At 51.2% G+C, this 25,616-nt stretch carries 20 protein-coding genes and 1 riboswitch; of the genes, 12 read left to right on the top strand and 8 right to left on the bottom strand.

Going from position 1 to position 25,616, the window contains the following annotated elements; genetic code table 11:
* Positions 1-148 precede the first annotated feature (148 nt).
* The 3 genes from X474_RS13065 to X474_RS13055 are packed head-to-tail and all read left to right on the top strand — an operon-like array spanning position 149 to position 4,774.
* Entirely contained in the window at positions 149-1,195 is a 1,047-nt protein-coding gene (locus X474_RS13065) for a glycosyltransferase family 2 protein (RefSeq protein ID WP_082464350.1), read from the top strand.
* A gap of 5 nt (positions 1,196-1,200) precedes the next feature.
* The gene (gene asnB, locus X474_RS13060) at positions 1,201-3,090 is read left to right on the top strand and encodes an asparagine synthase (glutamine-hydrolyzing) (protein WP_044349480.1); all 1,890 of its coding nucleotides are present in this window, start codon (positions 1,201-1,203) and stop codon (positions 3,088-3,090) included.
* Positions 3,083-4,774: an ulvan lysase-like protein gene (locus X474_RS13055; protein ID WP_156360752.1), complete on the top strand. Its 1,692-nt coding sequence runs from the start codon at positions 3,083-3,085 to the stop codon at positions 4,772-4,774. Before asnB ends, X474_RS13055 begins: the two co-directional genes overlap by 8 nt.
* A gap of 485 nt (positions 4,775-5,259) precedes the next feature.
* Here X474_RS13055 and X474_RS13045 read toward each other — a convergent pair whose 3' ends face one another.
* The gene (locus X474_RS13045) at positions 5,260-7,146 is read right to left on the bottom strand and encodes a hypothetical protein (protein ID WP_156360751.1); all 1,887 of its coding nucleotides are present in this window, start codon (positions 7,144-7,146) and stop codon (positions 5,260-5,262) included.
* Positions 7,147-7,468: 322 nt separating this feature from the next.
* On the opposite strand from X474_RS13045, the gene X474_RS13040 reads away from it, so the two are divergent.
* Both X474_RS13040 and X474_RS13035 read left to right on the top strand, forming a co-directional pair.
* A complete protein-coding gene (locus tag X474_RS13040) occupies positions 7,469-8,437 on the top strand; it encodes a lysylphosphatidylglycerol synthase transmembrane domain-containing protein (protein ID WP_044349473.1) in 969 nt (322 codons plus the stop codon).
* 166 nt (positions 8,438-8,603) lie between these two features.
* A complete protein-coding gene (locus X474_RS13035) occupies positions 8,604-9,344 on the top strand; it encodes a GNAT family N-acetyltransferase (protein WP_044349471.1) in 741 nt (246 codons plus the stop codon).
* Between the two features lie 23 nt (positions 9,345-9,367).
* On the opposite strand, the gene X474_RS13030 is transcribed toward X474_RS13035, so the two are convergent.
* The gene (locus tag X474_RS13030; RefSeq protein ID WP_044349469.1) at positions 9,368-9,952 is read right to left on the bottom strand and encodes a GNAT family N-acetyltransferase; all 585 of its coding nucleotides are present in this window, start codon (positions 9,950-9,952) and stop codon (positions 9,368-9,370) included.
* Between the two features lie 288 nt (positions 9,953-10,240).
* Between X474_RS13030 and X474_RS13025 the strand changes: the two genes are divergently transcribed.
* Positions 10,241-11,080 (top strand): class I SAM-dependent methyltransferase, encoded by an 840-nt coding sequence (locus X474_RS13025; protein ID WP_197282088.1) that lies wholly within the window; start codon positions 10,241-10,243, stop codon positions 11,078-11,080.
* A gap of 199 nt (positions 11,081-11,279) precedes the next feature.
* On the opposite strand, the gene X474_RS13020 is transcribed toward X474_RS13025, so the two are convergent.
* Positions 11,280-13,475, bottom strand: a complete 2,196-nt coding sequence (locus X474_RS13020; RefSeq protein ID WP_082464349.1) for a response regulator — start codon at positions 13,473-13,475, stop codon at positions 11,280-11,282.
* Positions 13,400-13,921, bottom strand: coding sequence for a hypothetical protein (locus X474_RS26155; protein ID WP_044349465.1), 522 nt, complete (start codon positions 13,919-13,921; stop codon positions 13,400-13,402). Before X474_RS26155 ends, X474_RS13020 begins: the two co-directional genes overlap by 76 nt.
* A gap of 601 nt (positions 13,922-14,522) precedes the next feature.
* Here X474_RS26155 and X474_RS13010 point away from each other — a divergent pair.
* On the top strand, positions 14,523-15,320 hold the full coding sequence (locus X474_RS13010) for an alpha/beta fold hydrolase (RefSeq protein ID WP_082464348.1): 798 nt from the start codon (positions 14,523-14,525) through the stop codon (positions 15,318-15,320).
* Positions 15,321-15,383: 63 nt separating this feature from the next.
* Here X474_RS13010 and ribB read toward each other — a convergent pair whose 3' ends face one another.
* The gene (gene ribB, locus X474_RS13005; protein WP_044349461.1) at positions 15,384-16,046 is read right to left on the bottom strand and encodes a 3,4-dihydroxy-2-butanone-4-phosphate synthase; all 663 of its coding nucleotides are present in this window, start codon (positions 16,044-16,046) and stop codon (positions 15,384-15,386) included.
* 129 nt (positions 16,047-16,175) lie between these two features.
* A riboswitch (FMN riboswitch) is annotated at positions 16,176-16,326 on the bottom strand.
* A gap of 218 nt (positions 16,327-16,544) precedes the next feature.
* Between ribB and X474_RS12995 the strand changes: the two genes are divergently transcribed.
* The gene (locus tag X474_RS12995; RefSeq protein WP_052515176.1) at positions 16,545-19,685 is read left to right on the top strand and encodes a hybrid sensor histidine kinase/response regulator; all 3,141 of its coding nucleotides are present in this window, start codon (positions 16,545-16,547) and stop codon (positions 19,683-19,685) included.
* Here the strand turns inward: X474_RS12995 and X474_RS12990 are convergent.
* Positions 19,666-20,007, bottom strand: coding sequence for a DUF202 domain-containing protein (locus X474_RS12990; protein WP_044349517.1), 342 nt, complete (start codon positions 20,005-20,007; stop codon positions 19,666-19,668). The two genes, X474_RS12995 and X474_RS12990, sit on opposite strands and share 20 nt — an antisense overlap.
* Positions 20,008-20,169: 162 nt before the next feature.
* On the opposite strand from X474_RS12990, the gene X474_RS12985 reads away from it, so the two are divergent.
* The 4 genes from X474_RS12985 (at position 20,170) to X474_RS12970 (ending at position 23,399) form a co-directional block, all read left to right on the top strand.
* Positions 20,170-21,177: a 2-hydroxyacyl-CoA dehydratase family protein gene (locus X474_RS12985; protein ID WP_044349457.1), complete on the top strand. Its 1,008-nt coding sequence runs from the start codon at positions 20,170-20,172 to the stop codon at positions 21,175-21,177.
* 60 nt (positions 21,178-21,237) lie between these two features.
* Complete coding sequence (locus X474_RS12980; protein WP_052515174.1) at positions 21,238-22,053, top strand: acyl-CoA dehydratase activase; 816 nt, start codon at positions 21,238-21,240, stop codon at positions 22,051-22,053.
* Positions 22,050-23,099 (top strand): Mrp/NBP35 family ATP-binding protein, encoded by a 1,050-nt coding sequence (locus X474_RS12975; protein WP_044349455.1) that lies wholly within the window; start codon positions 22,050-22,052, stop codon positions 23,097-23,099. Before X474_RS12980 ends, X474_RS12975 begins: the two co-directional genes overlap by 4 nt.
* Positions 23,100-23,162: 63 nt before the next feature.
* Positions 23,163-23,399, top strand: a complete 237-nt coding sequence (locus tag X474_RS12970) for a NifU family protein (protein WP_044349453.1) — start codon at positions 23,163-23,165, stop codon at positions 23,397-23,399.
* A 77-nt stretch (positions 23,400-23,476) separates the two neighbouring features.
* Here X474_RS12970 and X474_RS12965 read toward each other — a convergent pair whose 3' ends face one another.
* The gene (locus X474_RS12965; RefSeq protein ID WP_044349451.1) at positions 23,477-24,649 is read right to left on the bottom strand and encodes a vWA domain-containing protein; all 1,173 of its coding nucleotides are present in this window, start codon (positions 24,647-24,649) and stop codon (positions 23,477-23,479) included.
* Positions 24,650-25,510, bottom strand: coding sequence for an AAA family ATPase (locus tag X474_RS12960; protein WP_044349450.1), 861 nt, complete (start codon positions 25,508-25,510; stop codon positions 24,650-24,652).
* Positions 25,511-25,616 lie beyond the last annotated feature (106 nt).

The following is a 25,616-nucleotide window of genomic DNA, read 5'->3' as shown; positions in this document are numbered from 1 at the left end:
ACAAATTCGGGGGAGGTTCAAAGTTTATGGTATAACTATGCAGTCAGTTTGGAAAGCATGAGTGCTTACCGGGCTTAATCTGAATGGCGGGATGATGCCGGGCGGACCGGCCAGATGCAAAGTTTTTTAATAAGGTGGTAAATCAAAGGTGCAGCCATATCTCACAGTCATAATGCCGGCTTACAATGAAGAACGGGTTATTGCGGAAAACGTCGGCACAATCCACGATTACCTTTGCCGGACCCTGGAGTCTGATAAAGGCTTTGAGATTATTGTGGTGGATGACGGCAGCACCGACGGCACAGCGGCCATCATAGACACCCTTTCCGCTGATAGAATTGGCGTGGTGGCCGCGCATCACTCCCGCAATATGGGCCGGGGCCAGGGCCTGCGCACCGGTTTCGGCCTGGCCAGGGGAGATTATGTCATCACCCTGGACAGCGATCTTTCGTATTCTCCCGAGCACATAAAAGCCATGCTTGAAAAACTGGAATCGGGCCGGGCGGACATTGTATTGGCCAGCGCCTACCACACCAAAGGCAAGGTGGAAAACGTGCCCCGGTTCCGGGCCCTGGTTTCACTTATGGGCAACCGGGTGCTCAGCCTGGCGGTGAAGGGCAACCTCAAGACGCTCACCTGCATTGTACGCGGTTACCGCCGGGAGGTGGTGCAAGCCCTGGAGCTTACCAGCCAGGGTAAGCAAATTCACCTTGAGATCCTGCTCAAGGCCCAGATGTTGGGCTATCGTATAGCCGAGATCCCCGCCGTTCTCAAATGGCGCAACAAGGCCAGAACCAGCGGCAAACGCGGTTTCAACGCAAGTCAGTTCAGCCGCCTGGCCTATAATCACCTGGTGTTCAATTTTATCCTTAGGCCGTCCCTGTTGTTTACGGTGCCAATAATCCTGCTCACCATTGCATCGCTGATCATCACCGGGTTCTGCCTGTGGTCATATGTTGATTTCCTGGCCGCTCAGCCGCCGCAAATGGCCTGGTGGCTCCAGGCCTACCACGCCCTGCGCCAGCACATACTCAACGCGTCCGTTTCCTACCTGGTTCTGGGGTTTTGCCTGGTGCTTCTGTTTCAGTTTGTTTCCATGTTCTTTCTGGCCAAGCAGAACAAACAGCAGTTCGAAGAGCTCTATATACTCATGAGCCGCATAAGCAGTCGGCAAAAAAAAGACAGGGAGGAGTAGAGCCCATGTGTGGCATCTGCGGGCTGCTGGGTCCGGACTCCACGGAAGCGGCCATAAAAAGGATGCTGGGGCTCATGGCCCACCGGGGGCCGGATCATCAGGGCCTCTGGTCGGGAGAAGGCGCAGCCCTGGGCCACACCAGGCTTTCCATTGTGGACACAAGCCCCAAGGGGCACCAGCCTATGCTCAGCGAGGACGGGAAAACCGTTCTCGCCGCCAACGGCGAAATATACAACAGCCCGCAAATCAGGCAGCGCCTGGAGCGGCAAGGCCACCGCTTTATAAGCCGAAGCGATAATGAAGTACTGCTGCATTCCTATGAGCAAAGCGGCGGAGCCTTTCTTCCCGAGCTGAACGCCATGTTCGCCATGGCTATCTGGGATTCAGCAAACAGGCGGCTGCTCCTGGCTCGGGACCGGCTGGGCATTAAACCGCTCTATTTCTGCCATAAGGGAGAGCACTTGGCGTTCGCTTCTGAGATCAAGGCGCTGCTTTCCCTGGATTGGGCGCCCAAGGCTATCTCCCCCCGGGGCCTTAGCGAATACCTCGGTTTTGAAAACACCTTCGGCTCCCGCACCCTGCACCAGGGCATAGAGATGCTTCGGCCCGGTGAATACCTGGTCTTTGAAAACGGCGGCCTTAAGCGGGCGCAGTTCTGGCAGCCCGGTGTCGAGGAGGTAGCGTCCCTTAGCTTCGACCAGGCGGTGGAGGCTTACCGGGAGGAGGTTGAGGGAGCGGTAAAGCGCCACATGATGAGCGATGTGGAAGTGGCCTCTTACCTCTCCAGTGGGTTTGATTCTTCCACCGTGGCCACCCTGGCCACCGGGTTCAACCCCGAGCCCCTGGCCACTTATTGCGGTGCTTTTGACGCGGGCGGCTGGTATGACGAGAGCAAGGGCGCGGGCGCGGTGGCGCAAAAAATCGGCTCCCGCCACACCACGGTGAGCATCACGGCAAGCGACTTCACAAGGGTTTTCGACGACCTTATATTCGCCCTGGACGAACCGCGTATGGGGCCGGGCTCCTTCAGCCAGTACATAGTAGCCAAAGAGGCGGCCAGGCGGGGCAAGGTGATACTCACAGGGCATGGCGGGGACGAACTTTTCGGGGGGTACCCGGTCTTTAAGTTCATCCGCCTGTGGCAGGAGATGGGCACAAGCCCCCGGGCCGGGCTGCGGCATATGTCGGGAATCAGGCCTAGCGAGTTCCCGCATCTGGCTTTTTTTTACATGCAGCAGAAAAAAGCCGGAGGCCGAGGCGTATTTCTGCCCCGTCTTTTCAGCCGGGGGGATCTGAAAAAAGCCCTCAGGCCGGAATGGGCGAGCCTGCTTGCCGGGCTGGACCCGGTGCAAGAGCTCAGGGAACTCACTGCGGGCGAAAACGACCTCTACCGCTTGCTGACCCGGACCTATCTACAGGCCTATCTGCCCGGCCTTTTTGTGGTGGAAGATAAAATCTCCATGGCCCATTCTCTGGAGTCCCGCACCCCGTTATGCGACAATCAGCTAGTGGAACTGGGGCTTAAGATCCCTCTTTCCCTGAAACTGGATCAAGGGGAGTTGAAGGCCATACCCAAAACAGCCATGAAAGCGCGCCTGCCGGAACTGCTCTACCGCCTGCCCAAACGGGGCTTTCCCACACCCATAGGGCTCTGGTTCCGAAGGGATTGCCGGGCATTTGTGGAAAAACGGCTTCTGGGAAAGGACAGCCGCCTTAACAGACTTTTCCGGTCCGACTACCTGAGGAGCTTCTGGAAACGATACCAGATGCCGGGCCGTGAGCGTCTGGGGCCTCTGGATGTATTGCCCACCCACAGGGTGTGGATGCTGCTTTGTCTGGAAGGCTGGCTCCGTGCGGCCGAAGAGCGACTGGGAGTGGAGTTGAACCTTGGCTGAGGAGAACACCTCGCGAAAAGGAATCCCTTCGTCAGAGGCGGGGCGCGCCATGCTGGCCATGCTGGAAAGGGCGGGCCGCCGGGCCTTGAGTTATCAGGACCGGAACCACCACTCCAGAACTTATGGCTGCTTTGACCGCCGCTACTGGGGTTGGAAGATCGTCGATTTCCCGGAAGCGACTTATCAGAGAAACGTGCTCCTGCTGGCCGGGCTGTGGGGCCTTAAAGAATCATTTTTTTATCATGACCTCCGCCTTGTCCGGGCGGTGGTTGCGGGCATTGAGTACGCGGCCAAGGTTCAGCATAAAGACGGTTCCTTTGATCAGGCGTTTGTGCATGAGCACAGCTATGGGGCCACCGGATTTCTTATCCACTCCCTGGCCGCGGCGGGACGCAGGCTGGGCAGGAATCTGCCGGAAGAAGCAGTCCACATCCTGCGTGGTGTGGTGAGGAAGGGCGCGGATTTCCTGGCCCGGCATGGTGAGGAGCACGGCCTGATTTCCAACCATCTTGCCGGGGCGGCGCTTTCCCTTTTGGACAGCGCCGCTCTTGTGGAAGAACCGGCTTATCTCAGGGCCGCGGACGATCTGCTGGCCAAAATTCTGGCCGGGCAGTCCCCAGAGGGCTGGTTCCCGGAATACCAGGGAGCCGATCCAGGTTACCAGACTCTTTGTGTGCACTACCTGGCCCAGGCGCGGGAACTCCTGAACCGGGAGGATCTGAGCAAGGCCTTGGACATGTCCGTTGATTTCCTGTCTTGTTTCGTCCATCCGGACGGAGGCTTCGGCGGGGAATACGGTTCCCGGAGAACCTCTATCTACTACCCCGGCGGCCTGGCCCGGCTGGCCGGAAAAAACCCACAGGCCTCGGCCCTGGCTGAGCTTATGGCTGAAGCCATTGCCAATAAATCCACCACCACCCTGGATGACATCGACTTGGGCAATCTGGCTCCTTTGGCTGAGAGCTACCTGCTGGCCCAGGAAAGCGTGGGGGATCGCTGTATGCCCGGTGAACTGCCCTGGCAAGCAAGCGGCCTGGAGCGCCGGTTCCCGGAAGCCGGACTCTATGTGGCCGCCACTCCGACGCTCTATTCCGTGCTGGGCGTGTCCAACGGCGGGGTGCTCAAGGTCTTTGACAAGGCACGGAAGAAGCTCATCTTCGACGACGCCGGGTATGTGGGGCGGCTTAAAGGCGGGGACATGATAACCAGCCAAGTCACGGACCTTGCCAGGCGTGCCGAGGTGAGTGATGGTAGTGCCGAACTGGAGGTTGAATTCCAGTACTGGCCCCAACCCTTGCCCGGACCCTTCCGTTTTGTGATCCTGCGTCTTCTGAACCTCACAATCATGCGCAGCATTTATCTGGGCAACTTGGTGAAAAAGCTCATGGTGAAAATCCTGATAACCGGCGGCAAACAAGCCGGGCTAAAATTGATAAGGTTGGTGAATTTCGGAGTGGATGCGGTTGAGGTCCGCGACGAGCTAAGGCTCACCGGGAAAGGAACAACAGTCCTTGAGAGTCTGAGTGCGGGACAGGGTTTTGTGGGCATCCACATGGCTTCGGCAGGCTATTTCCAGGGAACCGAACCACCTGCGCAGGAACCTTTGCTTGAGCCTGATATCGAGGAATTGAATCGGACCGGCCGCACCAAATTGAGGATCAGGATAGAGGCTAAAGATGCTTAGGGGCGCCCCCTTTTTAGAACTCTCACATTTTTCAGCCATATCTCGAAAGGATCCGGTATTTTCTGTCTGCACGGAGAAATGGCGATCCTGAAATCACCTACATTGCCAGGCAGGTTGAAAACCGCTTGGTGCTGGAGACACTTGCCGGGCATCAAATGATAAGTTTCAATCCGCAGCTTTTTGGGATTGACTCTGCCGGTTCCCTTGACCGTGAAGCGGATTTGGTGACGATTCCCCGGCTTGTTCTGTAAAGGCCATTTCAGGCCTGAGAGGGCTTTGGGAGGCGAAGCCAAGCCGCCGGGCCCTGTGTTAATGGTAGGCTTTGTCCGCGTCGGTTCTCTTGAGAAAAGGAACCTTGCCGCCGCGTCCATCCCGCTTGAATAAATCACCGAAAACCAGATAAGGCCGCCCGTTCTCCTCAGCGGACCAGATGAGCGGCTTTTTTACATCTCCGGCTTGCGGCTCAAGAAAATTATTCTGATAAATTACCTGCCAGCCGGGCTTGGGAGGCAGGGTAAGTTTGCGGCCAGCACCATGAAAAAATCATTCTGATACACCACCGGCATGCGGGTGGGGCTTCGGAACAGTCTTTTTTGCACCACGAAATAATCAATTCCATAGCGCCGTGCCAATTTCATTCGCCATTTATCATCCATGGCGTTGAAGCGGTTTTTCACCCGCCTGCGCAATTTCATCCACCCTTTTAAGGGAGGGTCGTAGGCCAGGTACTTTTTAAAATTAATACCAAGTGTTTTTAGCCTGTTAGCTCCTTCTTTAAACAGGGAATAATTTGAGGAATAAAGCCATGAATAATAAAGCCATTCCCTGGCGGTGCCCCAGCTGGCCCGGTTGGAATACTCCCGCCAGCCGGCTCCTAGGCTGGGGTCGACTAGGAATAGCGAATCAGGAGCAGTGTTCCGATTCGCCCAGACCTGCACATCTTGATATGCGGTGTAGGTTTTTTGTTTCTTTCTTGATATCCCCTGTTCCCCCAGCCAGGAGACGGCGAGAACCAGGCAGGTCATAAATACCACGGCTCTTGGCAATAATTTCAACCATGGGGTGGGCAACCGGGCAAGCAATGCGGCGATCAAAAGACACCCACCCAAGATGGAGGCGGTTTTCAGGAATTCTTTTCCTCCGGTGTAAGCCGGGCTCATGAAAGCCCTGCCCATGCCCGTGGCCTGATAAAGAAAGAGAAGGGCAATTATCAATACCGCGCCCAGCGCGATAGCGGTATCGGCGGTTTTGCGGTCCGGCCCTTTAATAGCGCGCCGGAAAGCTGGCAGAGTAAGCGATAGGGACACTAACACTGGCCAGCCGGGATGGCCGCTCACACTGTAAAAAGGTGAAATCAACACCGCCAACGCCAGGGGGCTTATCCAATAATTTTCGCTATTAATGTCTTCATCAAGGCCCAACACCACAACCACCAGCCCGACATTTACGATCATATCGCTGGCCCTGGCAAGGCAGAGTTTGATCAGAGTTACGCTTACAGTGTGCACACTGTAAAAAATACCCAAACCGATCAGTAGGGCCATGGCCGCGAAAGCGGCCAGCAGACGCAGATTGATTCGGGGAATCGGTCTGACGCGGGTGAGGTAATAGGCAATGAGCAGGCAAAAACCCAGGAACTGCGCGAACCTGGTTTGGTGCAGGCTGGTGAAGACACCGAAATCCACCGGATACCAGTGATAGGTCATCATTCTGGTGAGATTTATCCATAGATCATGGGGGAACCCCTGTCCGGTGATATCGCTTGGACTTATAGAATAGAACAGCCAAGCCAAAGCGCCCAGAACAAAAATCGCCGCCCCCGCCCATAAAGATTTTCCCCTGAGAAGGTGGCTCGGCGTTATAAGCATGGCAGCAATGAAAAGCGCTGCGTTCATGCCCATGGTGAGGTGGCTGAGGAAAGAGGCAAGTAAAAAGACACCTGCGGAAAGATATTGTTTTTTTATCACCCGGGCCAAGGCGAAGATGCGCATGGCGTCTGCGATAATATAATAAAGGCCATCAAAAAATGATGCCGCGAAACGGGCCAGGTTCATCTCTCTGGCGTTGCTGGCGATCACCAGAAGGGCCAGAATAAAAAGCAGGTCAGGGGATGCATCCGGCTTCAAGGCCCTGGCCAGACTTATGAAAGCCCAAGCGATGAGCCCTATCTGAAGGGCGATCATGATTTTGACCATCACCATGGGCGGGATGCCGAGATAATCAAGAGCCAAAGGGTACAGGCCCATAAATGCCGATTTGTTGTATGATTCAGTCACGCCCGAGGGAAAGGCGTGGGAAATTCCGTTTAAGTGCCTGGCTTCGTTAATCCAGCCCGCCGGGCTGAATCCGATCCAGGCGGTTTTTTGATCCAAGTGTTTTGTTTCCACCTGCCAGCAGTAAAACCAGACCCCTATAAAACATGCGGCCAGAATAATCACTGTAAGCGTGTGAAGGTTAGATGAGTTTGATCTGAAGCGTATATGGTCCCCGCAGGAAGATAATGGTTGAATTGCACTTACCCCAATTGAAGTTAGAATTACTTCGCATGTATACTACGGTTTACAACCAGCAGCAATAATAACATTCGAAACAACCAATGTAAAAGGCCGTTTGCGGTAATCTCCGCCGCCTGGCGGCCTTTCTTAAGCAGATCGGGTACACGTGGCTTAGGGATGCTGGAATTTTAATTGAGGCATGAGTTTGAGCACAGGCCGGAAAAGAATATTTAAGATACTGTTGGCGTTTTGCGTATCTGGCCTCCTTTGCTGGCTGGTGCTGCGCAAGTACCCATTGGCCCAGTTGGGGGAGAGTTTCAGCGGCATCAGGTGGGGCTGGGTGCTGGGGGCGATATCTTTCCGGGCTTTGATGGCCTGGTCCCAAGGTGTGCGCTGGAAGTGCCTGTTTCCGTTATACCCCTTTGGCCTGGCTGTGGAAGCCGCCCTGGTATCCGAAGCCGCCAATTTACTGATACCGGCAAGGGCCGGCGAGGTTGTCAGGGCCTGGTTTCTGAAACGGATGGGTGCGGGCAATATGGTGCGAAATTTTACTTCCGCGGTGGTGGAGCGACTGCTAGATGCCGCCACTTTGTTTATTTTCGCCCTAGTCGGGCTGGCGGCATTGGGATTGGATTTCAAGTCCAGCCTTGGTAATTGGCCGATTCTGATAGCCTTTGCTGGTGCGGCGGTTTTTGCCGCGGGCTATATTACCCTTAAAACCAGCCTTGCGGACCGCTTGAAGGCCTGGGTCAGAGGCAGGGAAAGCCACCTGCTTAATCTCATGGCTGCTTGGGCCGGAGACGCACTGGGGCAGTTGCGAATGATTCATATTGCCACGCTACTGTGGTCGCTTGCGGCTTCAATGGCGATTCTGCTCGGTGCTGCCGGTTTGCTCTGGTGTAGTCTGAAAGCCGCCGGGGTGGGTATTACTTATATCCAATCGCTAATGATCTATCCCCTGGTGGGGCTCAGCCTTTCCGTGCCGGTCTCGGTGGGATATGTGGGAGTGTTTCACGGCTCCCTGGTTGTCTGTCTGATGCTGCTCGGTTTCGATAGTCGTGATGTAATCGGCCCGGTGGTAGTGGCCCATCTCATCATGTTTGCTCCGGTGTTGATCTTTACAAGTTCATTCGCTTTATTACATTTACTGTTCAAGCAAAGGCTCTAGAATTTGCCAGACTGACGGCTCAAACCCATGGCACGACAGAACCCCTGGTTCCAATTTTGCGCCATTGCGTCCTCAGATGTTTTCATTTACCTTTGTGAATAAAACTTGCCTTTAGAAAAGCCTGACCGGATTTCCAAATTCATATGCCAGAAAGTATGGAGGACTTATGACTCCCGATGAATTGAAAAAAGCTAATATAGACAACCTCACCGACCTCTGGAAAATAATGGGGGCGCGATCTCAAAAGATCACACCCGATTGCAGCTTGTATTCATCACAAGGTTGGCCATACCGCTCCTGGTTTGACTGGGATTGTGATCCAAATTCTCTGGAAGGAATTGAGTCCTTATTACAATCAATCAGTCCGGGCCATATGGTGCCGGTATGGGATGAAACAGGTGCTGATTCCGGAAAATTTGAAAAATCTTTAATGCTGAACGGCTTTAAAGCAAGGCTTGAACAAACTGCAATGACCCTGAAGCTGCATAAAATACATGAGCCGGGGTCCGGCGGATTAGATGTGGATATGATTCATTCCCCTAAGGATATTAAAGCCTGGACACGCATTGCCAGTGAGGCTTTTGGGTATGAGATAGATGTGGAGGTCATAACCAGCGTCTCTGCGGATATAAATATTAAATTGCTCCTCTGCCGCTATAGCGGCGTTCCAGCCGCCACTGCCCTACTTTATAAGACCTCGCATATCATAGGTGTACATCAGGTCGGCGTGGCAAAGGCTTTTCAAAGAAAAGGAATTGCACTCAACTTGATGAACTATGTGATTTCACTTAGTGATAATTGGAATGGCCGCTATATCACATTGCAGGCGTCCGCAGCTGGAAAGGGGCTCTATTCCGGACTGGGGTTCAAACCACAGTTTATGATCAGAAGTTACCGCCGTAATTAAACTAACCAGCTCATTTCGTTCCTTTAGACCTCCCTTGCCATGAAAAGTGACTCTGTAAATTTCCAGCCGATAATATGATTCATCGGCCAGACCTTGCGGTTTGCTTGGGGGGTGAACCCCAGGCGTTTATAAAGGCGTTCGGCTGCCTGGTTTGTGTTCACCACCTCCAGGGTGAGGGTACAGAAGCCTTGGGCCTTGGCCATGGTAAAGGCATCTTTGATCATTTTGGTGCCCACCCCCTGGTTACGGGCGGATGCAGCCACGGCTATTCCTTCTATATAGAGTTCGCCCTCCCCCGGCTTGTGTTCCAATATGGCGAGGCCCAAGCTGCGCAAAAAACCTCCCGCAAGGCCATAGGTCTGTTGCAGGTCCTGCCATTTGGGACAGACAAAGCTTTGCAATTTGGTTTGAAGGGCCAGAATCCCGACCAAATCCTTACCGTTCCAGGCTGTGAGACAACTTTTGGGTTTCACGGATTTGGCCCACAAGGCCCTGACCCGGAGAGTGTCGCCTAATATGGGCTCGAATTTTTCCCTAAGCACCGTAAAAAACAGTTCAGCTCCCTGCTCACGATAATCCGCGGGAAGTCCTTGTTGAATCTCGAGCATGGTGCTCCTGCGTAGAAAAATATTGACGGTTGCGGCTTTTTGCCCCTTGCCGGATATAGTCGAATTATTTACTTGCTTGGATGCATTATGACTTCAAAACAGGTATATAAGCCCGCATAAAAGAGAAACGATTCAAAAAAATGTAAGCCACATAACAATCAGAAACATCTAATTCCCCTAACGGGTTGACCTGATTAAGCCTTACAGAACAGGTGCGCCCATTTTACCGAAGCGGCCCGCATGGTCCGCGAAAAAAGGCCGAAAGTTTTTTCGGCAAAGGTGATATTTATGTCTGATAAAAGGCTTACAGATCTCTTGAATATAGATTTTTCCTTCAAAGACCTGTGGCAGGGACAATACAAAATCCCCTGGGACGAACCGGAGTTCAGTCGCCGCATGCTGAGAGAACATCTCTCCCAGGATCATGACTTGGCCAGCCGCCGGGAATCCTTTATCCAAAGCCAGACCAAATGGATAAACCGAAACATCCTGCCCGAGCCGGGCCGCATTTTGGACCTGGGCTGCGGACCCGGGCTGTATTGCCCTGCCCTGGTGCAGGGTGGCCACACCTACCGGGGCATAGACTTTTCCCCGGCTTCCATAGCCTATGCCAAAAAACAAAATCCTGGCAAAGGCCTGGCCGATTTCAGGCAGGGCGACTTGAGGGACCTTGATTTTGGCGAAAACTATGACTTGGTTATGATGCTCTATGGGGAACTGAACGTTTTTTCGCCTGAGCATTGTAGAAAAATTCTGGAAAAAGCCCGGCATGCCCTGGCCAAGGGCGGCGTCCTGCTTTTAGAAGTGCACAGGTTTTCGGCAGTCAAGGCCATGGCCCAGGCCCAGCCAACCTGGTTCAAGGCCAAATCAGGCCTGTTTTCGTCTGATCCTTATCTTTGCCTCATGGAAAACCATTGGCATAAAGATCAAAGCGCCGCGGAACAGCACTTTTTAGTGATCGACCTGGCAAACAGCCGGTTGAGCCCGCTTAAAAGCACCACCAAGGCCTGGACAAATAAAGAGCTGCAAGGTTTGTTGATTGAAGCCGGATTCAATCAACCCGTTGAACGGAAAACCTGGCCCACCAACACGGAAATTTTGTATCTGATCTCGGCAACCAAGGCCTAAACACATCCCGGCCAGGGCCGTTTGAAAGGCCCTGGCCGGGGTAAAAACAGTTACAGACTTAGGAGTTCCTTAAAGTGACAAACAGGGTGCAAGTAGCTTAAGGTACGACATTAACCAGGTAAAAATAACTTTTAATACCAAACCCTTGGCACTCTAAGCCAGGTTAGAGGGGGGGTGGCCATCCATCCCCTTTTCATCTTCACCCGTCCAGCACATCACGCACCTTCTGCAAGAGTTCTTCCGGCAGATAGGGCTTGGCCACAAAGCCGGAAGCGCCTGCGTTCAGGGCTTGTTGCAACTGCTGTCCTCTTGAATAGCCGCTGGCAATGATCACCTTGGCTTGGGCGTCTTGTTTGTGGATTTCCAGCAAGGCCTTTTGACCGCCCATGCCCGGCATGCCCAAATCCATGACAATTAAGTCAATCTGCTCTTTTTTCCGTTCAAACACTTTAAGCGCCTCTTCGCCGCTGGCAGCGGTCAGCACCTGGTAACCGGCCGAGCGCAACACCCTGGAGCCCATATGGAGCAGATCCTTCAGGTCGTCGACCAAAAGCAAGGTTTCATTGCCTCGGGGAGGCCGGGCCTGTTCAACCCATACTTTACGGATTTTTTGCTGGCTGACTAATTCCCGGGCGGGCAGATAAACCATAAAACAGCTGCCCTTGCCCAGATTTGTTTCGCAAAAAAGGTGTCCTCCATGGTTGCGGACAATACCCAAGGACATGGAAAGCCCCAGTCCGCTGCCCTTGCCCAACCCCTTGGTGGTGAAGAAGGGGTCAAAAATCCTGGGCAGGTCCTTTTGGGCTATTCCCCGGCCTGTATCATGCACCTTAAGAACCACCCAATCCCCGTTCAGATTCAGCCCACAGGTGGGGCATGCCCTGCTGTTGTTGTCGTGGGAGATGTTTTGAGTCTCAATTTTAAGCTCACCGCCCTTTGGCATGGCCTGAAAAGCGTTATTGGCCAGGCTCAAGATGACCTGGCCGATCTGGCTGCGGTCTGCCTCCACTGGCCGCAGGTTCGCGGAAAGGGCCAGATTGAGCCCCACTTTTTGTGGTATGGTGTGGCGCAAAAGTTCCAGTGAATGTTCAATTGCCTGGTTCAGGTCCAAGGGGCGGCATTCCGGCTCCACCTTGTTGCTGAAGGTGAGTATCTGCTGCACCAGTTTCTTGGCCCGATTGGCAGAGAAAAGAATTCGCTCCAGATCATCAGGGTTTACCTTGCCTTGTTGCGCGTCCATTCTGGCCAGTTCGGCAAACCCCATGATGGCAGCCAAGATATTGTTGAAATCATGGGCAATACCTCCGGCCAGGGTGCCGACTGCTTCCATTTTTTGGGCCTGCCGAAGCCTGGCTTCGGTCTTTTTTCGTTCCGTTAAGTCCCTTACAATCCCCAGGATGCAGGTCTGACCTTGAAAAATCATTCTACGGCTGTTTACTTCCACGGGAAATTCCAGGTCATCTTTACGCAAATGAACTGATTCAAAGACCACCTGGCCTTTACCTTCAACCAGTTTCATTCTTTCGGGAAGCAGATAGGAATAGGCAGGAGCTATCAGATCCTTTAATTTAACTTTCAAAAATTCATCTCTGGTAAAGCCATAATATCTGTTGGCCGCCTGGTTAACCTCCAGAATCTTACCATCAAGGTCATGAATAAAGATTGCGTCCCCGGAGAAATCAAATATATCCCTGAATCTGCCTTCACTTTCCCTTAAGGCCTGTTCAGCCCTAATCCTCTCTCCAACTTCTTGTTTGAGGTTATCTTTTTCCACCTTAAGATCATGGGTTTGTTTATTAACCTGTTTACGCAAAAACACACTGGCCATTAGAAAAAACAGCGCAACCAATAAAACCAGCGCCAAAGACCAGTAAACCCAAAATGGGACTTTAAAATCGCCGCTTGCGGCTAACCAGCGGTTAAGAGTTTGATAGTAAGGTGAATTTACGTTTTTTTTATATTCGGCCAGATGTTTATCCAAAATAGAAAGCAATGCTTTGTTTTCAGGAAGAGATGCGAACCTGAGTTCAATGGGATTAAAAACAATCGGGCTGGGATGAACCTGGTAATTTTTAGCAGACTGCTGCCCCCACAGGCGATTGGCAACCCCTGCATGGGCCTTGCCTTGCTCCACTGCCTTCATTACCTGGTCATAGTCATTAAAAAACAGAAAATCTACTTTAACCTGGAATTTTTTCAGCAAATCGGACAGAGCCTGATAATGGATGTCGTCTTTCAGTACAGAGATAGTCCGGCCTTTTAGATCCAAAATAGATTGGATTCCGGATTTAGAGGGAACAAAGACCTGACCATAATTGGTCAAGACCGTCTCTTTGCTAAAAGCCAGGGTCTTGGCCCGGGACTGGGAATAGGCGATGGCAGCCAGTATATCCACCTGGCCTTTGTGGAGGCGAAGGCATTTAATTTTTTTTGCAGGTCTTGGGTCATGCGCTTTTTAAGCGTTCTTTGCATAAGCTCCCTGGAAGTAAGGTCAAAGGCGCCGCATCCCACCAGGACCAGTTCGAGGCTCTGGGACCAGGAGCCTTTCACAAAATGCAAGCGCCATGACCTGGAGATTGCTATATCTTCCAAAAGATCAGGGAAAATACCTTGGATTGGAACGTTTTCCCCAAATTTAATCAAAGGCGGGTTGTCATAGACAGAGACCTTGACGACTTTATCGATCCGGGCAAGGGACGCATCGGGCCAACCTGCTAAAATCGCTATAATAACCAAGGTCATGTATAAAATAAACCGGCCGATACCCCTCTTTGCCAAACTGGAGAACAGTTCGAGCTTACCCCAGCAGATCAAAGGTGTTATCTGCTTTTTAACGCCCAACAATACCCCCCTGAATGGGTGTATGGGATGTAGTCTTGACATCCACACCCATGTTGTTGTTTTAGAAGTTTTTACCTATAGTTGGATCACATTAGCTGTATCGGCAACAAGACGTCACAGGTTGTGGAGACATTTTATTTTTAAGTTAGTTACTATTGTTCTTTAATGTCACTATTGAATTTTAGTTGTAGAAAGTAAATTTTTGTTTGAATTTTATGGTTAAACCTTCTGATTATGGTTGCGGGGGACCTATAAAATAATTAAAAATACCTAACAATAAATCACTACACATTATACTCTGTCTATATTTATAGTATGATACATAAGTTAGATGGATCTTTCAATCCTCTTGTTTCAAGTTCATATTTCCCGTTAAAGGGGGTTGCCGAATCCTGCTCATCTTTTTCGTGGCACCTTATCCGCTCAGGAATACAGGAAAAACCGTGTTTCTTCTAGTTTAGTTTGCACGGACCCGGCATTTTGAAAACTACTTGGAATATATCTTCTCTTTACGGTCGCAATAAACATCTACTTTTTACCGGTGTTTTTGAATAGTCTTTTTTTAAATTTTTATGCTTGAATAGCTCTAAACGGCAGAAAAATGTTAAAAACCAGAACTTATGGTGATAGCGGATCGTGGGTCGTGCTCTTGCACGGCGGCCCGGCAGCCTGGGGATACCTTTCTCCGGTGGCCGAGGTGTTGGCAGAAAAATTCAGGGTGTTGGAGCCGTTTCAAAGAACTGGGCCCGGGCATCCTATAAAGGTAAGTGATCATATAGCGGATCTGGAAGAGGTGATCCGCCACTTTTGTCCTGCTGAAAAGGTTACCTTGCTTGGGCACTCCTGGGGCGCCATGCTGGCCCTGGCCTATGCCGCCTTTAGCCAAAAGCGCCTGAACTCCCTGGTCCTGGTGGGATGCGGCGCCTTTGACCTTACTTCCAGGGAGCTTATGCAAAGAACGCTTAAAAAGCGCATGACCCAAGACCTGCAAAAAAAATTAAATGCCTTGAATCAAAAAAATGGCGATCCGGATAGAAACCTGGCAGCTATGGGGTTGGCCATCAGGCCGCTGTACTGCCTGGATGCCCGGCCTCAGCCCGAGCTTCCCCAATGCAACGCCATGACGCACCACGAAACCTGGCAAGACATGTTGAAATGCCAGGAAAAAAGAATCTACCCACAAGCTTTCGCATGCATAGACCTGCCGGCTATCATGCTGCATGGGGAGTATGACCCTCATCCCGGCAGAGAAATTCACAGGGAATTAAAAAAATACATCCCCCATATGGAATTCCGGCAATGGCAAGACTGTGGGCATGACCCATGGTTGGAGAAAAGGGTGAGCCGGGATTTTTATGATCTGCTGATCAGGTGGCTTTCCGAAAAAAGCCAGACCTAGGCCAAAAGGGTTTCAGCCGGACGAACAAATCCGGCTGAAACCCTTTTCGGTATAAGTAATTATTTAACTGGCCAAAATTTCAATAGTCTCTGTCTTTTTTCTGTATTCCACAATGTCTTCCACGCTCAATACCGGCATTTGGTGCTTTTGGCCAAACTCCACTATCTCCGGCAAGCGGGCCATGGTGCCGTCCGGGTTGGTCAGCTCACACAATACGCCACAGGGCTGCAATCCGGCCAGTCGCATCAGGTCAACCGTGGCCTCGGTATGGCCGGTTCGTTCCAACACCCCGCCTTTTCTGGCCTTTAAGGGGAAGACGTGACCGGGGTGATTGATATCCGCAGAAGAAGCGTCAGGAGCTGTGGCCGCCTTCACCGTACACACCCGGTCTGCGGCGGATACACCGGTGGTTACGCCTTGAGCAGCCTCTATGGAAACAGTAAACGCCGTGCCATAGCGGCTTTTATTCTCCTCCACCATCTGCTTAAGTCCCAATTTGTCTGTCTTTTCAGGGGGCAGGCAAAGGCAGACAATTCCGCTGCAATGGCGAATCAAAAGCGCCATCTGCTCATCAGTCAAATGCTCGGCGGAAAAAATCACATCTCCTTCGTTCTCACGGTTTTCGTCGTCAACCACCAATACTCCCTGCCCTTTTTTCAGGGCATGTAAAGCGGCCTGCAACCTTTCCGAAGGGGAGCCAAAAATGGAAAGTAAAGACTGATTCATGGTAAATCTCCTTATGAAACAACAGGGTGTACCAGAATCAGGGCGCAGAAAAAGACAGCTGGAAAAAATCCGGCCACAGGGACATAAAGGACGGCGGGAATATGCCCTTTACGCGCTTGGGTTAAACTGCCCTATCCTCTTTCATCCGGACTGTAACCGTCGGCTCTGGCCTTTCACCAGATCTGCTGACCCTCTTTTAAAAAAAAGAAGCGCTCGCGGGCTCTCCGTAAAAAAACGGAATACCGCCGGTGGGGAATTTCACCCCGCCCTGAGAATAAGTTTGCACAAGTTAAACCACAAGAAAGTTGCCCTGTCAAATAAAAGAATTATGAGTATTTTAATGTTATTTAGTTGTTGGTTTTAGAGGCTTTTAAATCCAATTGCATATTACCTTGCTATTTACAGTGGTTTAATGTAATAATAGCGAACATTTGAAAGCCGATATCTTAACAGGTCTAATTAACGAAATAATATCTGCCCAAGGCGAGGAGTGCTCGGATGCCTCATATGGGCGATGAAGAACAAGGGTTCTCTCTCTCAGCTTGCGAAACTATCGGTTACCATAAAGAGAATGGAACAGAGCCGGAGCTTGTAGATGCCCTTTTGGAAAACGCTGATCAGGCTTTATTCCTGATCAATGAAACTGGTGTGATCCAAAAAGTTAACCAGGCTTTTTGCGAACTTGTACATTGCAATTCAAGTGAAATTATTAGTCTTGAGTTTAATAAAATCCTCACGGACGACCTAACCCATAACGATACAAATATTATTATGAAAACCATGAAGCTTGGCCGGTTCCAGGCGAAGCTTAAATTGACGATTCCCAACCATCCCCCCACTCCTGTGGAAATTCGCACTCAAAAAACGGCATTTGAAAATCAGACTGCAATTCTTTGTTTTGTCCGGCTTTTGGATTTTAGCCTGGCCGGAAACCATTATCTCAAGCTGGCCAGGGAGAGGTACCTGTCGATTCTGGAGAGTATTGAAGACGGGTATTACGAGGTTGACACTTCCGGTGTCTTTACCTATTGCAACAGATCATTTAAAAAAATGCTCGGCAGTGCGAAAAAAGAGTTGCTGGGTAAAAGTTACAAAGAAGTAATGCCCGTAAAAGCGGCGGACCAAGTCAGAAATGAATTTAGCAAAATCCTGAGAGGCCAAAAAACTCTTAACTCCTATGAATGGGAGCATAAAGGCCTTGACGGAGCAATAAGGCTTTTAAGTATCTCGGTTTCCCTTATTAAAGATCCTTGGGGCTGCCCCACGGGTTTCAGGGGAATCTGCCGGGATATCACGGAAAGGCGATATCTGCTCGAGGTTAAAAGAAGGTTTGAATTTTTCACTAATGCGTCAAATGATCCGGTTTTACTGGTAAACAGGGATTTACAGATTGAGGCCGCTAATAAAAGCGCAATTAGTTTTCTTTTTTCCGGCCCCAAAGAGGTCACCGGCCTTTGTTTAAGGGATCTCTGGCAAGATAATTTTTTTAAAGAACAACTTGAAAAACCTTTTAAACAATGTTTTCAAGGCACCACGCTGACCTTTCCCCTGAAATACAGGAAATCGCAAGATCAAAACCAAAAAAGTCAATTCCTGCAATTTTCCCTGTTCCCCTTCCGTCAGGAGACCGGGGCATTGTCCCATGCCGTACTGTTGATAAGGGACATAACCAAGCAGGAAAGGATTCAGTTGGCCTTAAGGGAAAGCGAAGCCAGGTTTCGCAACCTTTTTATTAATTCCGTGCTGGGGATATACCAAAGTACAGTTGATGGAAAGTTTCTAAACGTTAACCCGGCCTTTGTCCACATGCTGGGCTATTCGGACATCCCTTCCTTTATGGCCGAGATGAGGAACAACGCCCCTGCCATTTATGTCAATTCTCGCCAACGGGATTTGATTATGGAGAAATCCATCCTTTCCAATAAACCTCAAAAGCACGAACTGTTGCTAAGAAAAAAAGACGGCTCCGAGTTCGTGGCCAGGGATTACGCCTGGACAGTGAGGGACTCAAAAGGCAAGGTTCAATACATCGAAGGTTTTTTGGAAGACATCAGTGAGCAGAAAAAAGCCGAACAAAAATTGGCAGAATCCCGTAATCTGCTTTTAAGCACCTTTAGCGCGCTCAAGGACCTGGTGGTGGTGATATCGCCCTCCAGGGAAATCATCATGACCAACTGGTCCGAGCCTGATATGCCCAAGGGGACCCGGACACAAATACCGGGAAAATGCTACGAACTCCTCTTTGGCAGGGATAAACCCTGCCGATTGTGTCACGCCGAGCCCATTTTTAAAGACGGCGCCCCCAAATCATTCGAGTCTGTTGATCCGCGGGACGAATCCATAAAGGAAGTGCACCTCTACCCAATCAAGGACCAGTTCGGGAAAATAAAACTGGTGGTTGAGCATGTGCGGGACATAACCCAGATCAGAAAAGCTGAACAAAAAAGAAGCGAACTCAAAAGCCAGCTCAGGCAGGCCCGCAAGATGGAATCCCTGGGGACCATGGCTGGTGAAATTGCTCATAACTTCAATAACATATTAGGCGTTATCGTTGGTTTCGCCCAACTGGCCAAAGATGCCGGTCAAAAGGGTGAGCCATCTATGGCTGATCTGGAGCAGATTCTTTTGGCTGCGGACCGGGCCAGAAAAACCGTTCGTCAGATTCTCACCTTTTCCAGGAAGGTTGAGTTGGAATTCAAACCTCTGAATCTTAACCGGACGATAAGGACAACTCTGGGCCTTTTGCAGAGCACCATGCCCGACAACATAAAACTGGTAGCCAAGACAGACTCTGAACTTAAGCCTGTTAACGGTGATCAAGTCTCGCTCGAACAGATTCTCCTTAACCTGGCAGGCAATGCCAAAGACGCCATGCCCAAGGGGGGAACCTTTGAGATAACCACCAGAAACCTGCGCTTGGATCAAAACGAATGCCGTCTGTTGGCTGGAGTGGAGCCAGGTCCTTTTGTATTGCTTGAAGTCTCTGACTCAGGCCGGGGTATGGATCAGGACACGATCAAACACATGTTCGAGCCTTTTTTCACCACCAAAAAACGAAACAAGGGTACAGGCCTGGGGTTGTCTTCGGTCTATGGCATTATCAAAAGCCACCATGGAGCCATAGAATGCGCCAGCCGTCCCGGCATGGGCACCAAGTTTAAAATTTATATACCCGCCCTTAAAAGAGCAAAGATTGACACGGAAAGATCTCTTAAGATCAGCAACTTGCCGAGAGGTAACGAGACTGTTCTGGTAGTGGATCACGAAGAAGAAATGCTTGTGATCACTAAACGCATTTTAGAAAAGCAAGGTTACGAGGTAATAACCAAAGACTCAAGCAATGAGGCTCTTGAAACTTATTTCAAACTTCCCCGCATAATTGATTTAATTATCCTGAATGTGGGGATTCCCGGCCTGGGGGGGCACGCTTTTTTACAGGAGCTGCGTTCGTTTGATCCCCAGGCCAAGGTTCTGATAACCAGCGGCACCCTACCGGAAAAGAAGCTGCGTTCGGCTTTGGATCAAGGGGCTTTGGGTTTCTTAGGCAAGCCTTTTAAGCAGCTCAGCCTTCTTAAGGCTGTAAGACAGATTTTGGATAACCCTGATCAGCCAAGCGCTTTCAGTAAAGCCAGCGTTTGAGTCCCGGATTTTGTTTTTTTAAATCACCCAACAGCCTTTGTTGATGTTTGAGTCGTTTTACACTTCTGATCATCAAATAAATCCCCACCGAAGACAAAAAAGCGCAAAACACAAGAAGCGGCAGTAAAAAGCCCCATACATCCGACACTTGATAGTGGCTGGAAAGGGCAATCAAAAAACTCAAGACCCCCATGGGAAGCCCCATCATGGAGATGGCTGTGCGGAACATGGCAAGCGTGGTTCTTTTTTCCGCCAATAGAAGTTTGGCTTCGTCAATGGTCGACTCGCAAAAAGCCGAATTGTTTTTTTCCGATGTTTTCACTTGTTTTTTCCGATGTTTTAAATCTTCCATAAACGGATTGCTTTCCAATATTCAGATAAGATACATCAAATCTAAAGGCTTTCCTCGTAAGCTCCATTTTGTAGGCCGGTTTATGGACCGGGCAATGGCGAGCTAACTCTCAGACGGTTATACTGGGCAACCATGGTTGCCAACAATAGAAAACATACTTTAGCATTCACTACTTCCATTCCGGTGGAGGTGGTGTTAGCAGCCGGCCTTTTGCCGGTGGACCTGAACAACAGTTTCATTACAGATCATAACTGCAAGGGACTGGTGCATAAAGCCGAAGAACTTGGGCTTCCCAGAAGCCTCTGCGCCTGGATCAAGGGAATCTATTCATGGTGTTTGGAGCATCCCGAGGCAGAATCCATCATAGGTGTGACGCAGGGTGATTGTTCCAACACCCATGTTTTGATGGAGCTGTTGACAGAGGCCGGTCGCAGGGTTATCCCCTTTGGCTTTCCCCACAGCCGAGATAAAAAAGAGCTTGAATACGAAATCAAGCAGCTCTGTTCAGCCTTGAATGTGGAATTAAGCCAAGCCGAACAGGTTCGCCAACAACTGCTTCCCCTGAGGCGGGATCTGGCCCTCCTTGACCGCATGACCTGGGAAAAAGGACTGGTGACGGGCTTTGAAAACCACCTCTGGCAGTTATGCTCAACCGACTTTGAGGGGGATCCTGTAACTTACCATGAAAAGTTAAAGGATTTTCTGAACCAGGCCAAGACCCGATCACCGGAAAAAGGACTGGTCAGGCTCGGCATTCTGGGGGTTCCCACCATAATAACCAATCTGCACCAGACCCTGGCGGAACTCGGAGCCCAAGTGGTTTTCAACGAGGTTCCGCGCCAGTTCGCCATGCTTGACAACCCGGAAAGGCCAATTAAAAACCTGGTGGATCAATATACCCATTTTACCTATCCTTATGATATATTCGGTCGGATTCGGGATATAAAAGACCAGGTGAAGCTGAGAAACATAGATGGCCTCATCCACTACACCCAATCCTTTTGCTATCGTATGTCCCAGGATGTTCTCTTAAGGGAGCACATAAGAATGCCTGTTCTGACCCTGGAGGGAGACCGCCCCGGAGTTGCGGACCCCCGCACCAGGCTCAGGCTGGAGGCATTTGTCGATGTTTTACGTTAATTTCAAGACCATCGTCTTTGGAAAGCTTGCAGCTTCAACCTGAGAGCTTATGTTTGAACCATGATTGAGTCTAACATTAAAAAAACCCCTGACGTTTTTGGGGATTTTGGGTATATAAAAAGCTGGCCCCTTGAAATTTCGGTCGGACTTGATATAGGCAGCCGCACGGTAAAGCTGGTTGTTTGCGGCCCGGACGGGATTATAAAGAAAAACACCTGGGAATCGGTTCCTTTTGTTAGGAACATGAACAACAATGGTGGGCTGGATATAAAGGAATTAGGTCTGGACCCCGCCTGGCCGTTGGTGGTCACCGGCTATGGTAAAGCCGCTCTGCCCCAGATGCCCGGCATAAGCGAGATCAGGGCGCATTTCAAAGGAGCCCTGGCCCAGACAGGGCTTGGTGATTTCACCCTGGTTGAGTTGGGTGGCCAAGACAGCAAGGTTATTCATGTGGAAGGCGGCAAGGTCTTGGATTTTGTAACCAACGACCGTTGCGCAGCCGGAACCGGCCGATACCTGGAAAATATGGCCCGGCTCATGGATACAAGCTTGGAGGAACTGGCCGGGGCCAAAGAGGATCCGGTTGAGATAACCAATACTTGCGCCACATTTGGCGAGACTGAGATATTGGGGCATTTGGTAAAGGGGGTGCATTCCTCACGCATTCTGGCCGGTATCAACTGGTCGGTGGCGCGCAGGGTGGCCCAGATGGTCCGCCGCTACAAGCCTAAGGTTCTGGTTTTTTGTGGCGGTGTGGCTAAAAACACAAGCGTGGTTGAGATGGCTGGCCAGGCAGCAGGCTGCCCGGTGATCACACCACCTGAACCGCAGATAAACGGCGCATTTGGTTGCTGCCTTGAGAAGGAGCCGATATGAGCGATAAAGCCAAGCAAGGTGCCATTGAGGAAATCTTCGTAAGCGCCCTCAAAAAAGTACAGTACCCGGGTTTTGAGATGGACCTCATCACCATGGAACTGATTGAGGAAGCCCGGTTGGTGGACGGCAAGGCCGTCATAAAGATGCGGCCCATTGCCGCCCCGCCTGATGTGCGGGAAAAATTGGAAAATGAAATCGCTTCCGCCCTTTCCGGCCTGCCCGGCGTAAAGGAGCTTGAGCTTAACATGCCTCAGCCCGCCCCGGCCAAGGACCCGAACCAGCCCCCCACCCCCACTCCCATTGAGGGTGTGACTGCGGTGGTGCCTGTGGCCTCGGGCAAAGGCGGTGTGGGAAAATCCACTGTGGCGGCCAACCTTGCCCTGGGCCTGGCCAAGCTGGGACTTAAGGTTGGTCTTTTGGATCTGGACCTCTACGGTCCTTCCGTGCCGATCATGCTTGGCGTTAAAGACGCCGAGCCCACCAGCAGCGGCGACAAGTTGGCCCCGATTGTGGCCCACGGTATTAAAACCGTTTCCATCGGTTACTTGATGGATAATGAAAAGGCCTTGATCTGGCGTGGTCCCCTGATCATGAAGGCAGTGCGCCAGCTTTTGCACCAGGTGGACTGGGCGCCTTTGGATGTGCTGGTCCTGGACCTGCCTCCCGGCACCGGTGATGTGCAGATCAGCATGGCCCAGGAAGTCCCCATCACGGGCGCGGTGGTGGTCACCACACCCCAGGATGTGGCCCTGGTCGACGCAGTCAAGGGAGTGGACATGTTCAAGGCGGTAAACGCCCATGTCTTTGGCATTGTGGAGAACATGAGCTACTTTATCTGTGACGAATGCCAGAAACGCCATGAAATATTCGGCAACGGCTCGGTGAAGCCCTTGTGTGAAAAACTGGGTGTCGATTATTTGGGCGACCTGCCCTTGGACACCGCGGTTCGCGAACTTTCCGACAAGGGAACTCCCGTGGTCCTGGGCGACACCCCGGCGGGAGAGGCTTATTTGGAACTGGCCCGCAAAATAAAGGCCAAGCTTTAAAATAAGCCTGGCTCCTGAAAGCCACGCAGGTCTTTAGGGGCTTTTCGCCAAAGGAGAAGAAAAATGGCAGCCTTAAGCAAAGAACAGGTTGAAAAGGCCTTGGAGGTTGCCCGGCCGGAGCTGGTAAAGCACGGCGGCAATGTGAAATTATTGGGTGTCAGCCCTGAGAATGTGGTGCTGGTCAAACTCACCGGCGCGTGCAGCGGCTGTGCCCATGCCTCCTCCACCTTGCATAATGTGATTGAAAAGGCTTTAAAGGAGCAGCTACCCGAGTTAAAGCGGGTGGAAGCCATGATGTAAGGATTTTATGTCCGAAAATAAAAACGCCCGGCCTCTCCAAGGGCCGGGCGTTTTTATTGCTAAATCTCCCCCAATTATCAGTGCTTGACCATAAGCCTTTGCACTGCGTCTTCCAATCCGTCCACAGTCAGGGGGAACATGGGGAACAGCCGCCGCACTATCTGAATGGAAGATGAAATCCAGGCCATTTCCGGCAATGGGTTCAGCCAGACCGAATAGTGAAAATGGTCTAATATGCGCCTTAGCCAGTCCAGTCCGGGCTGTTCGTTATAGTAAAAATAATCGATCGCCCCGCCGGGATGCAAAAGCTCCGAAGGAGCCATATGGGCGTCCCCCACCAGGATAACCTTGTATTCAGATCCCAGGTTGCTAAGGATGGAAGCAGTGGAGACCGCTTCTGAAGTGTACATATCCGTGTACAGATCCTGGTATATGCAGTTGTGGAAATAATAGGCCTTAAGATCCTTGAAATGGGCGCTTTGGTGGGCCGCGGAAAATAGCCGGTTCACCAGGCTGGCATAAGGGTTCATGGAGCCGCCTGAATCCATGAGCAGCAGAACCTTTACATTGTTCTTGCGCTCCCTGGTAAAGACAAATTCGATCTCGCCACCCTCGCGACAGGTTTTATCAATAGTGGCCTCAATATCCAGTTCGTCTTCCGGGCCTTCCTTGACAAACTGGCGCAGGCGCTTTAAGGCCACCTTCATCTGCCTGACATCCAAGGTCACGTCTGTGCGGTAGTTGCGGAACTTGCGGGCCGCCGCAATCTGAATGGCCCTGCCCGCCCCGCCCGGTCCGCCTATGCGGACGCCTGCCGGATGGGCCCCGGAATGACCGAAGGGGCTGGTGCCGCCGGTGCCGATCCATTTACCGCCGCCGTCGTGACGCTCTGTCTGCTCGGCCAGCCTTTTTTCCAGTTCCTCGCGGAGTTTTTCCAAATCCCATTTTTTAAGCTTTTCCAGCTCTTCATCAGGAAGCACCAGCCGGTTGATGGGATCGGCCAGCCAGTCCAGAATTTCATCCCTTATATCAGCAGGCATTTCCGCATCTCTGAACACATGGGCAAAGGCCTGATCATATTGATCATAATAGGCCTCTGACTTGATCAGGAGCGAACGGGCCAGGAAATAAAAAGAGGTGAGGCTGGAGTTGGCCATACCTTTGCTCAAGGCTTCGGTCAGGGTCATCCATTCGGTGACCGAGACCGGCACCTTTAAACTGCGCAAGGTGTAAAAAAGATCCAAAAACACCTAGAAACGCCCCCGCAATCCCAGGCGGCCGTTTCCGGAACGGCTGACCGCGCTGGCCAATACCTCTAAATCCTGTTCCTTTTTGATTAAAGCCCCGGCAAAGGGCAGTTCCTTGGCCACAGTCTCGGGCTTAATACCGCCTGCCAACAGGGCCTGGATCCAATCCAGAAGTTCGCTGGTAGAGGGTTTTTTGCGGAAATTGTCTATCTCCCTGAGCCAGTAAAAGCGTTTGAGCACTTCTTGGAGCAGGCGATTTTCCAGATCCGGGTAATGAACCCTGACAATCTCCTGCATCAGCTCCGGGGTGGGGAATTCAATGTAATGAAAAACACAACGCCTTAAAAAGGCATCCGGCAGCTCTTTTTCGGAATTGGAAGTGATGATGACAATGGGCCTGTTTTTAGCCGCGATCGTCTCCTCTGTCTCGGGGATGAAAAAGCTCATCTCGTCCAACTCGTTCAAAAGATCGTTGGGGAACTCGATGTCCGCCTTGTCAACCTCGTCGATTAAGAGAACCAGCTGTTCGCTTGTATTGAACGACTTACCCAACTGTCCGAGATGAATATAATTTTTAATATTACTCACATCTCCGCCCCCAAAGCGGGAGTCGTTTAGGCGTTGGACCGTGTCATAAACGTAAAGCCCGTCCTTGGCCTTTGTGGTGGACTTGACGTTCCAGATCAAAAGCTCTTTTTCAAGGCCTCTGGCTATGTTATGGGCCAATAAGGTCTTGCCGGTGCCCGGTTCTCCCTTGACCAAAAGCGGGCGTCCCAGGGCAATGGCCACATTGACCACATCCTTGAGGGCCGGAGAAACGATGTACTTGTCAGTACCGACGAACCGGTCGAATTGGTTTGTCATGTAAACTCCTTGACAGCGCCGTTTATATTAAAGAGGGAGAAAAACCATGTTTTTGCTTTGTTTGGGCTTGAGGGAAAGTCATAATACGGCAGAGATTTTTTGTCAA

It is taken from the genome of Dethiosulfatarculus sandiegensis (assembly GCF_000931935.2).
Taxonomy (GTDB): Bacteria; Desulfobacterota; Desulfarculia; order Desulfarculales; family Desulfarculaceae; genus Dethiosulfatarculus; species Dethiosulfatarculus sandiegensis.
This window is presented reverse-complemented; position numbering and strand designations above follow the sequence as displayed.

Coding starts and splice junctions, on each gene's coding strand:
- asnB (WP_044349480.1), top strand. CDS start 1,201: ATGTGTGGCATCTGCGGGCTGCTGGGTCCGGACTCCACGGAAGCGGCC.
- X474_RS13040 (WP_044349473.1), top strand. CDS start 7,469: ATGAGTTTGAGCACAGGCCGGAAAAGAATATTTAAGATACTGTTGGCG.
- X474_RS13035 (WP_044349471.1), top strand. CDS start 8,604: ATGACTCCCGATGAATTGAAAAAAGCTAATATAGACAACCTCACCGAC.
- X474_RS13030 (WP_044349469.1), bottom strand. CDS start 9,952: ATGCTCGAGATTCAACAAGGACTTCCCGCGGATTATCGTGAGCAGGGA.
- X474_RS13025 (WP_197282088.1), top strand. CDS start 10,241: ATGTCTGATAAAAGGCTTACAGATCTCTTGAATATAGATTTTTCCTTC.
- X474_RS13010 (WP_082464348.1), top strand. CDS start 14,523: ATGTTAAAAACCAGAACTTATGGTGATAGCGGATCGTGGGTCGTGCTC.
- ribB (WP_044349461.1), bottom strand. CDS start 16,046: ATGAATCAGTCTTTACTTTCCATTTTTGGCTCCCCTTCGGAAAGGTTG.
- X474_RS12995 (WP_052515176.1), top strand. CDS start 16,545: ATGCCTCATATGGGCGATGAAGAACAAGGGTTCTCTCTCTCAGCTTGC.
- X474_RS12985 (WP_044349457.1), top strand. CDS start 20,170: ATGGTTGCCAACAATAGAAAACATACTTTAGCATTCACTACTTCCATT.
- X474_RS12980 (WP_052515174.1), top strand. CDS start 21,238: ATGATTGAGTCTAACATTAAAAAAACCCCTGACGTTTTTGGGGATTTT.
- X474_RS12975 (WP_044349455.1), top strand. CDS start 22,050: ATGAGCGATAAAGCCAAGCAAGGTGCCATTGAGGAAATCTTCGTAAGC.
- X474_RS12970 (WP_044349453.1), top strand. CDS start 23,163: ATGGCAGCCTTAAGCAAAGAACAGGTTGAAAAGGCCTTGGAGGTTGCC.
- X474_RS12960 (WP_044349450.1), bottom strand. CDS start 25,510: ATGACAAACCAATTCGACCGGTTCGTCGGTACTGACAAGTACATCGTT.